Source organism: Mycobacterium zoologicum (assembly GCF_020181635.2).
Classification (GTDB): Bacteria; Actinomycetota; Actinomycetes; order Mycobacteriales; family Mycobacteriaceae; genus Mycobacterium; species Mycobacterium zoologicum.
Genome location: NZ_JAYJJS010000005.1, coordinates 114147 through 126014, shown reverse-complemented (window position 1 = coordinate 126014; position 11868 = coordinate 114147). Strand labels below are relative to the sequence as shown.

The 11868-nt window shown below is 67.5% G+C and carries 15 protein-coding genes; 6 read left to right on the top strand and 9 right to left on the bottom strand.

From position 1 onward, the window contains the following. Positions 1 to 6 precede the first annotated feature (6 nt). The 4 genes from K6T84_RS06100 to K6T84_RS06085 all read right to left on the bottom strand — a co-directional run bounded on the left by K6T84_RS06100 (position 7) and on the right by K6T84_RS06085 (position 2912). Complete coding sequence (locus tag K6T84_RS06100; RefSeq protein ID WP_225401255.1) at positions 7 to 519, bottom strand: hypothetical protein; 513 nt, start codon at positions 517 to 519, stop codon at positions 7 to 9. Positions 520 to 637: 118 nt separating this feature from the next. After that, on the bottom strand, positions 638 to 1450 hold the full coding sequence (locus tag K6T84_RS06095) for an exodeoxyribonuclease III (protein ID WP_225401256.1): 813 nt from the start codon (positions 1448 to 1450) through the stop codon (positions 638 to 640). 9 nt (positions 1451 to 1459) lie between these two features. Further along, a complete protein-coding gene (locus K6T84_RS06090) occupies positions 1460 to 2293 on the bottom strand; it encodes a GNAT family N-acetyltransferase (protein ID WP_225401257.1) in 834 nt (277 codons plus the stop codon). 25 nt (positions 2294 to 2318) lie between these two features. Then, positions 2319 to 2912 (bottom strand): peptide deformylase, encoded by a 594-nt coding sequence (locus K6T84_RS06085; RefSeq protein ID WP_224864245.1) that lies wholly within the window; start codon positions 2910 to 2912, stop codon positions 2319 to 2321. 283 nt (positions 2913 to 3195) lie between these two features. Between K6T84_RS06085 and napA the strand changes: the two genes are divergently transcribed. The 5 genes from napA (at position 3196) to K6T84_RS06060 (ending at position 6537) form a co-directional block, all read left to right on the top strand. After that, on the top strand, positions 3196 to 3504 hold the full coding sequence (napA, locus tag K6T84_RS06080; RefSeq protein WP_224864246.1) for a nucleoid-associated protein NapA: 309 nt from the start codon (positions 3196 to 3198) through the stop codon (positions 3502 to 3504). A gap of 67 nt (positions 3505 to 3571) precedes the next feature. Beyond that, entirely contained in the window at positions 3572 to 4042 is a 471-nt protein-coding gene (locus tag K6T84_RS06075; protein ID WP_224864247.1) for a LytR C-terminal domain-containing protein, read from the top strand. 9 nt (positions 4043 to 4051) lie between these two features. Beyond that, positions 4052 to 4765, top strand: coding sequence for a superoxide dismutase[Cu-Zn] (gene sodC, locus K6T84_RS06070; RefSeq protein WP_224864248.1), 714 nt, complete (start codon positions 4052 to 4054; stop codon positions 4763 to 4765). After that, the gene (locus K6T84_RS06065; RefSeq protein WP_224864249.1) at positions 4722 to 5885 is read left to right on the top strand and encodes a glutamate--cysteine ligase; all 1164 of its coding nucleotides are present in this window, start codon (positions 4722 to 4724) and stop codon (positions 5883 to 5885) included. The genes sodC and K6T84_RS06065 overlap by 44 nt, the downstream gene beginning before the upstream one ends. 13 nt (positions 5886 to 5898) lie before the next feature. Then, positions 5899 to 6537: an LON peptidase substrate-binding domain-containing protein gene (locus tag K6T84_RS06060; protein ID WP_224865650.1), complete on the top strand. Its 639-nt coding sequence runs from the start codon at positions 5899 to 5901 to the stop codon at positions 6535 to 6537. 2 nt (positions 6538 to 6539) lie between these two features. Here the strand turns inward: K6T84_RS06060 and K6T84_RS06055 are convergent, their stop codons facing one another. Beyond that, a complete protein-coding gene (locus K6T84_RS06055) occupies positions 6540 to 7379 on the bottom strand; it encodes a mycofactocin-coupled SDR family oxidoreductase (protein ID WP_224864250.1) in 840 nt (279 codons plus the stop codon). A gap of 91 nt (positions 7380 to 7470) precedes the next feature. Next, positions 7471 to 8091, bottom strand: a complete 621-nt coding sequence (locus K6T84_RS06050) for a TetR/AcrR family transcriptional regulator (protein WP_224864251.1) — start codon at positions 8089 to 8091, stop codon at positions 7471 to 7473. 44 nt (positions 8092 to 8135) lie between these two features. On the opposite strand from K6T84_RS06050, the gene K6T84_RS06045 reads away from it, so the two are divergent. Continuing rightward, positions 8136 to 9416 (top strand): cytochrome P450, encoded by a 1281-nt coding sequence (locus K6T84_RS06045; protein WP_225401258.1) that lies wholly within the window; start codon positions 8136 to 8138, stop codon positions 9414 to 9416. Here the strand turns inward: K6T84_RS06045 and K6T84_RS06040 are convergent. Genes K6T84_RS06040 through K6T84_RS06030 form a run of 3 tightly spaced genes read right to left on the bottom strand, consistent with a single transcriptional unit; the run spans position 9413 to position 11824 of the window. Next, a complete protein-coding gene (locus K6T84_RS06040; RefSeq protein ID WP_225401259.1) occupies positions 9413 to 10213 on the bottom strand; it encodes a carboxymuconolactone decarboxylase family protein in 801 nt (266 codons plus the stop codon). The genes K6T84_RS06045 and K6T84_RS06040 overlap by 4 nt on opposite strands. Beyond that, positions 10191 to 10997: a mycofactocin-coupled SDR family oxidoreductase gene (locus K6T84_RS06035; RefSeq protein ID WP_224864256.1), complete on the bottom strand. Its 807-nt coding sequence runs from the start codon at positions 10995 to 10997 to the stop codon at positions 10191 to 10193. Before K6T84_RS06035 ends, K6T84_RS06040 begins: the two co-directional genes overlap by 23 nt. Beyond that, a complete protein-coding gene (locus K6T84_RS06030; protein ID WP_224864257.1) occupies positions 10994 to 11824 on the bottom strand; it encodes a mycofactocin-coupled SDR family oxidoreductase in 831 nt (276 codons plus the stop codon). The genes K6T84_RS06035 and K6T84_RS06030 overlap by 4 nt, the downstream gene beginning before the upstream one ends. Positions 11825 to 11868 lie beyond the last annotated feature (44 nt).

The window sequence follows — 11868 nt, the reverse complement described above, 5'->3', positions numbered from 1 at the left end:
GCCCGATCAGCTGCGCGCGCGAGCGCGGCCGCCGGCGCTGCCGCGCGGCTGACGTGCGGTGCTCTTCTTGGCCTGCGGGCTGCGCCGCGTACCCGAGCTCCCGGACCCTGACGTCGCTGATGCCGTCGACTTCACGGCTTTGAGCGGACGCGCCGGGGTAGCGGTCTTCTTGGCGGACTTGGTGCCCGGCTCCGCCGTCACCGAAGTGGTGGACGCCTTCGAGTCCCTGGACCGGTTGTTCAACTGCTTGATCACCAGCGCGGTGCCGCCGACGGCTACCAGCACCGGCCACTCGACCAACCCGGCGGCGCCGAGCGCGCCCAGCGTGAGTGCGGCTGCGGGGGTGGAGTGGCTGCCATCGCTGAGGCCGCGCTGTACGCCGCCGGCCACGCCCTTCACACCGCCGATCACCCCGCCGACCGCCGCACCGCCGACTGCGCCGGCCGCTTCGGTGGTCATGGTCACCGCGCGGTTCGCCGCCCGGGTCAACTGTCGTACCGTCCCTGCGACGGCGTTCATGGAGATTCCCTGCCCTTCAATGTGAGGCAAAATGCGTAATCAGACCATCCTAGGCGCAGTTCGGCGGGCGCCGCGGAATCCACACTGAATTCATAACTTCCGCAACTTGATGCGGCGGTCAAGCCGGATTGATCTCCACCATCACCGGGGCGTGATCACTGGGCTGTTTGCCCTTGCGCTCGTCGCGCACGATCTCGGCGTGGGCCACCCGGGACGCCAGCGCGGGCGACCCCAGGATGAAATCGATGCGCATGCCCTGCTTCTTGGGGAACCGCAACTGCGTGTAGTCCCAGTAGGTGTAGATGCCGGGTCCGGGCGTGAACGGGCGCACCACGTCGAGGTACTGCGCATCGACCATCGCGTTGAACGCCGCACGTTCGGGTTCGGAGACGTGCGTGGCGCCGGCGAAGTACTCCATGCTCCACACGTCGTCGTCGCGCGGGGCGATGTTCCAGTCGCCGACCAGTGCGATCGGCGCCGAAGGGTCGTCGCGCAGCCAGCGCTGCGAGGTATCGTGCAGCGCGGCAAGCCATTCCAGCTTGTAGGTGTAGTGCGGATCATCCAGCGCGCGGCCGTTGGGGACATACAGGCTCCACACCCGAACCCCGCCGCAGGTAGCGCCCAGCGCCCGCGCCTCCACGAGGGGATCGGCGTCGCCCTTGGCCCAGGACGGCTGCCCGGGGAAGCCGATCTCGACGTCGTCGAGGCCCACCCGGGAGGCGATCGCCACCCCGTTCCACTGGTTGAGGCCCACGTGCGCGACTTCGTAGCCCAACTCGTGAAACGGCAGCGCGGGGAACTGCGCGTCGGTGCACTTGGTCTCCTGCATGGCCAGTACGTCGACGTCGGCGCGGGCCAGCCAGTCCGTCACCCGGTCCACCCGGGTTCGGATGGAGTTGACGTTCCAGGTGGCCAGTCGTAGTGCAGTCACGCAGCCACCCTAGATCGTGCGGGCATCGAGGTAGCGGGTGCGATGCTGGCCGGCGAAACCGATCGCCTCGAAGAAGCCGAACGCCTCGGTGCCGGCCTGGGCGTAGCCGCGGGTGGCGCCGCGATCGGCCCCCCAGGCCTGCAACGCCGCGCAGATCGCCCGCCCGTGGCCCTGTCCGCGGCTGCCTTCGGCCACCCGAAGACAGGCCACCCCCAGCCATCGGGTGCCGTCCGGGCCTTCGGTGACCGCACCCCGGCCGAACGCCACCCCGGCTATCCAGGCGAACGCCACCTCGCTGTCGGCCAGAACGGTCAGCGTCACCGTGGGAGGCGTTGTCTCGACGGCCAAGTCGCGCACCAGGGTGCGGGTCTGATGTACCGCGGGCAGGTCCTCGGGCAGTCGCAGCAGCCGCTCCGGGACCGCCAGTATCGGCGGAACATCCCGCTGCGCATACCAGTCGATGATCGCCGGGATGGTGTTGGTGTGGGCGAACATATCAAGGGGTACAGCGGAATTGGCGGCCAAATCGGCACCGGGCGCGGCACGCAGAAACCAGCCGTCCAGCCACTGGTGTTCGCTGCCCGGCCAGGCCAGCGCGGCGGCGTGTTCCACCGACCGAATCGCGGAGTTCTTCACCGGCCGATCGGTAAGCCGGCGTACGTAGAGCACGTCGGTTTGCCGGAACTCATGCACCGTGCCGTCCGCCGAGCGGACCCGCACCCTCGGCCCGGCCTCCACCAGATGCCCGATCACGTCGCCCATCGGTGGCTCGGAACCCGGGGGACGCAGATACCGCAGACTCACCCGGACGCCGACCTCGGGGAGTTCGGGGGGCTGGGCCATCACAGGAGATTCAGTACCGGATAGCTCAGTGGCCGAACGGATCCGGCACTTCGCCGGGCATCCAGGACAGGCCGGGCACTCCCCAGCCGTTGGACTTCACCGTGCGCTTCGCCGCGCGGGCGTGCCGGCCGACCAGCATGTCCAGGTACAGCAGGCCGTCCAGGTGGCCGGTCTCGTGCTGCAGCATCCGGGCGAACAGCCCGGTGCCCTCCAAGGTGACGGGGTTGCCGTCGCCGTCCAGGCCGGTGACTCGAGCCCAATCCGCCCGTCCGGTCGGAAACGCCTCGCCGGGCACCGACAGGCAGCCCTCGTCGTCTTCGTCGGGGTCGGGCATGGTCTCGGGCCGATCCGAAGTCTCCAGGACCGGATTGATCACCACACCGCGGCGGCGCGTCGTCGAGCGCCGGTCGTCGGCGCAGTCGTAGACGAACAGCCGCAATCCCACGCCGATCTGGTTGGCGGCCAAGCCCACCCCGTTGGCGGCGTCCATGGTCTCGTACATCGACGTGATCAACTCACCCAGGTCGGCCGGCAGCGACCCGTCGTCGCCGACGGGAACCGGGCTGGTCCGGTTGTGCAGGACGGGATCGCCCACAATGCGGATCGGTACGACGGCCATGACCGAAAATCTTAGGTGGGCGGTTCAGCGAGGCTCGACGCAGGAGAGGCGAAGCTGGGACCGCCGGTGTTCGCAGCGGTTCAGCGAGGCTCGACGCAGGAGAGGCGAAGCTGGAACCGCCGGGCTCATGCGGCCTCCGGTCGGTCGCAGCGACCACGGCGACTCGCGGGGCGGGCTCCCGGTTCAGCGGCGCCGGGCGTGATTGAATAATCGCCGGAACACGCCGCCGAGTAGCACGGACGTTTCAGCCAGAGAACTTTCCGGAAGGGTCCAGGAAACGATTATGGACGGCGCTATGGCGCAGGCGAATCGCTCAGGGGACGATTCGGAGCCCACCGACGGACTGAGCCGTCGCGAACACGACATCCTGTCCTTCGAACGGGACTGGTGGAAGTACGCCGGTGCCAAGGAAGAGGCCATCAGGGAACGGTTCGCGCTGTCGGCGACCCGCTACTACCAGGTACTCAATGCGCTCGTGGACCGGCCCGAGGCCCTGGCCGCCGACCCGATGCTGGTCAAGCGACTACGTCGGCTGCGGTCGAGCCGGCAGAAGGCGCGTGCCGCGCGGCGACTCGGATTCGACATCACCTGAGCCCGGTGAATCGCCTGATTGTTGGGCGTTTATCGGTCATGGCCCATTTCTCGATACAGTTGTCGCGATGAACGATCACGTTCCCGACTCCTCCCGACTCCCACTGCGCGCCATGGTGATGGTGCTGCTGTTCCTGGGCACGATCTTCTTGCTGGTCGGGTTGCAGGCGCTCGGCTCGTCGAACAGCGACGAGGACAGCGCGCATACCGCGACGTCGAAGGCGGTGGCCACCAGCTCGGCGGAGGCCAAGCCCGAACGCGTCGTTCACAAGCCGGAGGTGCGGGTCTACAACATCTCCGAGCAGGCCGGACTGGCAGGCCGCACCGCCGACCAACTGCGCGAGGCGGGTTGGAACGTAACCGACGTCAGCAATCTCGAGCTGCCCCAGGTCACCGAGAACACCGTGTACTTCAGCGACGCCGAGGGCGAGCATGAGGCGGCCAATTCGGTGGGCGAATTGCTGCACGCCGTCGTCGAACCGCGCATCCCGGATGTGGCGGAGCAACCACCGGGCATCATCGTGGTGGTCGCGGGTTAAGCTCCTCGCATGGTCGTGTCAGCTCACCGCAGAGCCTTTGCCTCCGTCGTCTTCGCCACCCCGGTCGTGCTGCTGGCGGCGTGCAGTCCCCCCAACGAGCAGCCGTCGGAAGTTCCGGGCACCACGCCGTCGGTCTGGACCGCCTCGCCGGCTCCGTCGGGTGCGGCGGACGAGCCGGGCGGCTCCGGCGGCTCGGACAACCTCGTCGCACAGCTGGCCACCCCCGAAGGCGGCCGGGCCGCCACGGCGACGTTTGAGTTCAGCAAGGCCGGTGGCAAGGAGTTCGTCACCATCACCGTGCAGACCACCAGCACCGGCATCCTCAAGCCCGGTTTCCACGGGCTGCACATCCACGGCGTCGGCAAGTGCGAGGCCGACTCGGTCGCACCCAGCGGCGGGGCGCCGGGCAACTTCCTGTCGGCCGGTGGGCACTTCCAGGCTCCGGGTCACAACGAGCACCCGCAGAGCGGTGACCTGACGTCGTTGCAGGTGCGCTCCGACGGCAGCGCGCTGCTGGTGACCACCACCGACGCGTTCACCAAGGCCGAACTGCTGGACGGCGACGGGACGTCGCTGATCATCCACGCCGACGACGACAACTTCGCGAACATCCCGGCGGAGCGCTACACCCAGGTCAACGGCACTCCCGGCCCGGACCAGACCACGCTGACCACCGGAGATGCCGGCAAACGGGTTGCCTGTGGTGTCATCGGCGCCGGATAACCGTCCAGCCCGGATCGAGTTCGCCCACAGTGCTCGGCCCACCATCGGGGTGGAGTGGGAGCTCGCCCTCGTCGACGCGCAGACCCGCGACCTGAGTAACGAGGCTAGCGCTGTGTTGGCCGAGCTCGGCGAAAACCCGCGCGTGCACAAGGAATTGCTGCGCAACACCGTCGAACTGGTCACCGGCATCTGCGCCGACACCGGCGAGGCCATGGACGACCTGCGGCAGACCTTGGCGGCCACCCAGCCCATCGTGCACAGCCGGGGCATGGAACTGTTCGGCGCAGGCACCCACCCGTTCGCCCAGTGGTCGGCGCAGAAGCTCACCACCGGGCCGCGCTATGCGGAACTGATCAAACGCACCCAGTGGTGGGGCCGGCAGATGATGATCTGGGGGGTGCACGTCCACGTCGGCATCTCCTCGGCGCGCAAGGTGATGCCGATCATTTCGTCGCTGCTCAACTATTACCCGCACCTGCTGGCGCTGTCCGCGTCGTCACCGTGGTGGGCTGGCGAGGACACCGGCTACGCCAGCAATCGGGCCATGATGTTTCAGCAGCTGCCGACCGCCGGGCTGCCGTTTCAATTCCAGACCTGGTCGGAGTTCGAGGGCTTCGTAGACGACCAGAAGAAGACCGGGATCATCGATCACACCAACGAGATCCGTTGGGACATCAGGCCGTCACCGCACCTGGGGACCATCGAGGTCCGGGTCTGCGACGGGGTGTCCAATCTGCGTGAGCTCGGCGCGCTGGTGGCGCTGACCCATTGCCTGATCGTCGATCTGGACCGCCGGCTGGACGCCGACCAGAACCTGCCGACCATGCCGCCCTGGCATGTGCAGGAGAACAAGTGGCGCGCGGCCCGATACGGGCTGGACGCCGAGATCATCCTCGACGCCGACAGCCGGCAGCGGCTGGTCACCGAGGATCTCGACGAGGTGCTCAACCGGTTGGAGCCGATCGCGGCACGTCTGAACTGCTCCGACGAGTTGGCGGGCGTGGCTGAAATCTATCGGACAGGTGCGTCGTATCAGCGTCAGCGCAGGGTTGCCGAGGAGCACGACGGCGACCTGCGGGCGGTGGTCGATGCGCTGGTCGCCGAACTGGATGTCCACTGATGGAACCGGCCTGATGGAACTGCCGATGTTCCCGCTGGAATGGGTGCTGTTGCCCGGCGAGGAACTGTCGTTGCGGATCTTCGAAATGCGTTACACGGTGCTGGTCGGCGACCTGATGCGCAGCGGTGATCCGCGCTTCGGGGTGGTGCTGATCGCGCGCGGCCGTGAGGTGGGCGGTGGTGAGCAGCGCAACGACGTCGGCACCATGACCAGCATCACCAACTGCGCCGAACTGGGTGCCGGCCGTTACGCGTTGCGCTGTCTGACCGGGGAGCGGATCCGGGTCGGTGGGTGGCTTGTCGACGATCCCTACCCGCGCGCCGATGTCGAGCTGTGGCCGGATGAGCCCGGAGAGCCGGTGAGTGACAGCAGGTTTCGTGAGTTGGAGGATCGGATCGTCGCGCTGCACAAGCAGATGGCGGTGGCCCAGCGGCGCTGGCTGGCGCCGGGACGCAACGCCATGCTGGGTGGTCGAAGGATGCGGTCGCTGGAGCCGACGCAGCGGTTGTACTCGCTGGCCTGCCGGGTTCCGATGGGCGAGGCCGATCGGTACGCGGTACTGGCGGCGCCGTCGTTGAACGAGCGGCTCACGGCGCTGCACGAGGCGATCGAGACGGTCTCGGCCCGAGTCGAATTCGAATCGCCGCGCTGAGGCTACTTCAGCATGCTTCCCGCGTCGACGGTGAGGGGAAGCCCGGTGACGTAACGGGATTCGTCTGAGGCCAGGAACAACACGGCGTTGCTGATGTCTTCGGGCTCGACCCAGCCGATCGGCAGCACGTGCATGAACTGCGCGGCGACGGCCATGTCGTCCGGGCCGGGGTTCTGCAGGTCCGGGCGGAACAACCTCATCGTTCCCTCGTTCATGAACAGTGGGGTGTTGACGTTGGTGGGGTGTACCGAGTTGACCCGGATGAAGTGCTGTCCGAGTTCGACGGCGAAGGTCCGCATCAGCCCGACTACTCCGTGCTTGGCCGCGATGTAATGCCCGGTGTGCGGGTAGGCCTTCAACCCGCCCACCGAGCTGGTCAGGATGATCGAACCGCCATTGCCGCCGGAGATCAGATGCGGTACAGCGGCTTTGACGGTTTTCCAGACGCCGGAGAGGTTGACGTCGATCATGTCCTGCCAGTCGGCCTCGGAGGTCTTGTCCAGGGTCGCACCGCCGTTGCCGATACCGGCGTTGGCGACGATGACGTCGAGCCGGCCGAGCTGTTCGACTCCGCTGTCCACCGCCGCCTTGAGGGCGCCGAAGTCGCGGACGTCGACCTGTGCGGTGACGATGCGGCGGTCCAATCCCTTGACCAGCTCGGCGGTGTGCGACAGGTCATCGGGTGTCGGGGCCGGGATCTCCTTGTTGCTGCTGATCCGGGCGCAGACGTCGACCGCGATGATGTCGGCGCCCTCCTGCGCGAGCCGAACTGCGTGGCTGCGGCCCTGACCGCGCGCCGCCCCGGTGATGAACGCAACCTTGCCCTCGACTCGCCCAGCCATGTGAAGCACCTCGTCTCTTGTTGGTCGAATGATCAGCAAGGCTGGCATCGAGCGGCCCGGTTGTCAAGGTTTGGCTGTGCCGTAGCTGCTTTCAGCTGGCGGTGCGCGGTGGTGGCGCCAACCGGGTCAGCTGGCGCTGCACGAAGGCGCGCAGCTCGTCGTGGCCGCTGGTCACGCCCACCGCATGCTCGTTGCAGAGGTTGCGTGCGGTCTGCGCGATCAGCATCGAGATGGCGGCCGGCGGGTAGTCGCCCAGGTCGACCCCGTTGGCGCGTAGCGCCACCGTGACGGCCGCCGTCTCGATGTCGCGCACGCGTTCGGCATAGGCCTTGAGCTCGGCCCGGATCGCCTTGCGATGGTTGGCCAGCGCCATGAACTCGGTGTTAAGGCTGGTCAAACGAGCGTCGCTGTTGATCTCCCACAGCGTGCGTAGCGGGTCGTCGTCGGTGAGGGCGGCGCGCATCCGCTCCAGTGCGGTGTCGGCCCCGGCTCGCAACACCTCGACGAACAGGTCGTCCATGGTGGGGAAGTAGTAGTAGACCAGAGCTTGTCGCACGCCGGCCTCGGCGGCCACCTTGCGCGAAGTTGCCGCGGCGTAGCCCTCCTCCCGCATGATCCGGGCGGTGGCCTCGATCAACCGGCGGCGGGCGTCGGTGTCGGTCGAACGTGCCTTGCGTGTGCTTGACCGCTCCGGACGCTGCGTGGTAGGCATGGTGCATTCTAGCAATCTGGTCAGTCGATCAGCAAAGGACAACGATGCCCGATCTAGCCGCGGTGGACTACTTCTCCGATGCAGCCGTCGCCCAGGACCCCTACGCCTACTACGAATACCTACGGGAGCAGGGGCCGGTGTTCGCCGAGCCGCACCACGGCGTCGTCGCCGTCACCGGATATCAAGAGGTCCTCGCCGCGTTCAAGGACCACGACTCGTTCTCGGCGGTCAACGCCATCGGGGGGCCGTTCCCGCCGCTGCCGTTCGAGCCCGAAGGCGACGACATCACCGCACAGATCGAGGCGCACCGGCACCAGTTCCCGATCTTCGAACACGTCGTCGTTATGGATCCGCCGGCGCACACCCGGGCCCGGTCTCTGCTGAGCGGTCTGCTTACCCCGAAGCGGCTGAAGGAGAACGAGGAGTTCATCTGGCGGCTGACCGACACCCAGCTCGACGAGTTCATCGGAAATGGCCGCTGCGAGTTCCTGTTCGACTACGCCAAACCGTATGCGACGCTGGCCATCACCGACCTGCTCGGGGTTCCCGAAGATGACCGTGCCGAGTTCCGCGCCGCGCTGGGCGCCGGACACCGCGACGGACAGCACGTGGGATCGCTCGACGGCACGCCGGTGGGACTCAACCCGCTGCACTACCTGGACGAGAAGTTCAGCGGCTACCTGAGCGAGCGGCGACGGCAGCCCTGCGGCGATGTGCTGAGCACCCTGGCCACCGCCACCTATCCCGACGGCTCGACGCCGGAACTCCTGGAGGTGGTACACCCGGCAACCTTCCTGTTCGGGGCCGGGCAGGAGACCGTCACCAAACTGCTCGGCACCGCGGTGCAAACCCTCGGCGAGCGGCCGGAACTCCAGCAGACGTTGCGCGACAACCGAGCGCTGATCCCCGCCTTCATCGAGGAGGCCCTGCGAATTCACAGCCCCACCAAGATCGATTTCCGGCTGGCCCGCAAGACCACCACGCTGGGTGGGGTGCGTATCAAGGCCGGCACCGTGCTGATGCTGTGCCTGGGCGCGGCCAACCGGGATCCACGCAAATTCGAGAACCCTGACGAATTCCGGTTGGACCGTCGCAACGTCCGTGAGCACATCGCATTCGGGCGCGGCATCCACACCTGTGCGGGTGCGCCGCTGGCCCGGGTCGAGGGCCGGATCACGGTGCACCGCATGCTGGACCGGATGGCCGACATCACCATCAGTGAGGAGCATCACGGCCCGGCCGGCCAGCGCCGCTACGCTTTCGAACCGACCTTCCTGCTGCGCGGGCTGACCGAGCTGCACATCGAATTCACCCCGGTGGGTTAGCCCTCGGCGGCCCACTCCTGTGTGACGCGCTGCTTCTGCTCGTCGATCACCTGCGTCAGCCGAGACGCTTTCGGCCAGCCGTAGTAGGCGCCGAAATGCATTGCGACCTCGTCCATCTCGTCGAACGACACGTCGCGACTCTTCAGCGCGGCGTAGACGTGGCTCAGGATGGGATACGGCGCGTCCTGAAAGGCGACGCACGCCACCGTGATCAGCCGGCGTTCCTTCATGCCCAGCCCCGGGCGCAGCCACATCTCACCGAAGACGAAGTTCAAGATGCCCGCACCCGAATAGGGGTTGTCGCGAATCGGTTCATATGGAACGCAGTTGACATCGCGGAAGGCCTGTTCGCCGACGAGCAGGCGGGCTTCAGGATCGCTGGGGGTTCCCAGCGGCAGCAACGGCTGCGGGGCCGGTGCCGGCTCGCCGCGGTCTTGGTGGATGCGTTCCCACTGCTCGTCGACGATCATGTTGAACAGCGAGGCCTTGGGCCAGCCGGAGTAGACCGCGAAATGCAGGACGGCCTCCCGTATTTCGTCGATCGTCAGATCTCCGCTGACCAGCGCGGCGTAGACATGCTCACGCAGTGGCTGTTCCGCGTCGGCCGCCGCCACGCAGGGCAGTGCGACGAACCACCGGTCGCGCCGGCTCAGCCCCGGCCGCTGCCACACCTGCGCGAAGACGAAATCGAGCATGGTTTCGGCAGCGGGTGCGGCTTCGGCGGGTGTGGGCAGGGCCATCAGCGCGGCGAACGCGCGCCCGCCGGGACCCGACTCAGCGGAGGGTGGCACCGGCATCGACCTTGAACTCCAGCCCGGTCACGTGCCGGGACTCGTCGGAGACCAGGAACAGCACCGCGTTGCTGACATCGCGGGCCTCGGTCATCACGATCGGCAGCGCATTGGCGAAGATCGGGCCCAGACCGGCGTGCTCGCTGCGCTGCAACAGGTTGATCAGCTTGTCCGGGCGCATCCCGGTCTCCACCCCGGTGGGGTGCACGGTGTTGACCCGAACATTCACCGCGGCAAGCTCATTGGCCAGTGCACGGCTCATACCGACCACACCGTGCTTGGACGCTGTATAGGGGGTGTGCAGCGGGACGCCCTTCAAGCCGGCAACCGAGCTGATGTTGATCAGGCTGCCGCCGCGCTCCACCAGATGCGGCAGCGCCGCCGAGCAGGTGTTCCAGGTCCCGATCAGGTTCACGTCGATGACGGTGCGCCACTGCTCGGGCGTGGTGGCGTCCCAGGTTCCGGAGGTCAGCACTCCGGCATTGGCCACCGACGCGTCCAACCCGCCCAGTTGGGCGACCCCGTCGTCGACCGCGGCAGCCAGCGCGGCCGCGTCGCGCACGTCGACCACATGGGTGACCGCTCGGCGGCCGTGTTCGGCGACCAGGCGCGCTGTCTCGTCGAGTTCTTCTGTGGTGGACAACGGATATTCGATGTCCGGCAGTGACGCGCAGATATCGACCAGGATCAGGTCGGCGCCCTCCTCGGCCAACCGGACCGCGTGACTGCGCCCCATGCCCCGCGCGGCCCCGGTCACCAGGACGCGCTTGCCGGCAACGCGGCCGCTCATAGCTTGTTGTTGAAGCCGGCGTCGACGGGGAAGGTCACCCCGGTGACGTAGCGGGCGCCGTCGGAGACCAGATAGGCGACGGCGTCGCTGATGTCCTCGGGCTCGAGCATCTGCACCGGCATCGGGTTTTGCAGGTGCGGGCCGCCGCCGGGGTAGTTCGCCAGGAACTCGGTGATGGCCGGATTCACCGCCATCATGGTGTTGACCCCGGTCGGGTGCACGGTGTTGACCCGAATGCTGTGCGGCGCCAGCGCATTGGCCAGGGTTCGCATCAGGCCGACGATGCCGTGTTTGGACGCCGCGTAGCCCAGGCCGCCGCCTTGCAGACCGCCGAAGCCCTTGAGGCCCGCCGTCGAGCTGGTGAACACGATCGCGCCGCCGCGTTCGCCGGCGATCAGGTGCGGTATCGCGGCTTTGGCGGTGTGAAAGGCGCCGACCAGGTTGACGTCGAGCACGTCGGTCCACTGTTCGAGGTCTTCGGCGTCGGTGAGCTCCCGAAACGCCATGGTGGCGATGCCCGCGTTGACACAGACGATGTCGAGGCGGCCGAAGTGCTCCGCCCCGGCGTCCACGGCGGCCTTGAGTGCGGCGTAGTCGCGGACGTCGGCCACCGAGGCGATCATCTTGCCGCCCTGGGCTTCCACCAGTGCGACGGTCTCGTCGAGTTCGGCGCGCGATCCCATCGGGTAACCGCTGGATGCGATGTCGGCGCAGATGTCCACCCCGATGATGTCGGCGCCCTCCCGCGCGAGCCGCACGGCGTGACTTCGCCCCTGCCCCCGCGCCGCGCCGGTGATGAATGCGACCTTGCCGTCGAGAGAACCCACGGGCGCTACAGTAACTGTGTTACTCATCGGCGGCAAGGGGTTGA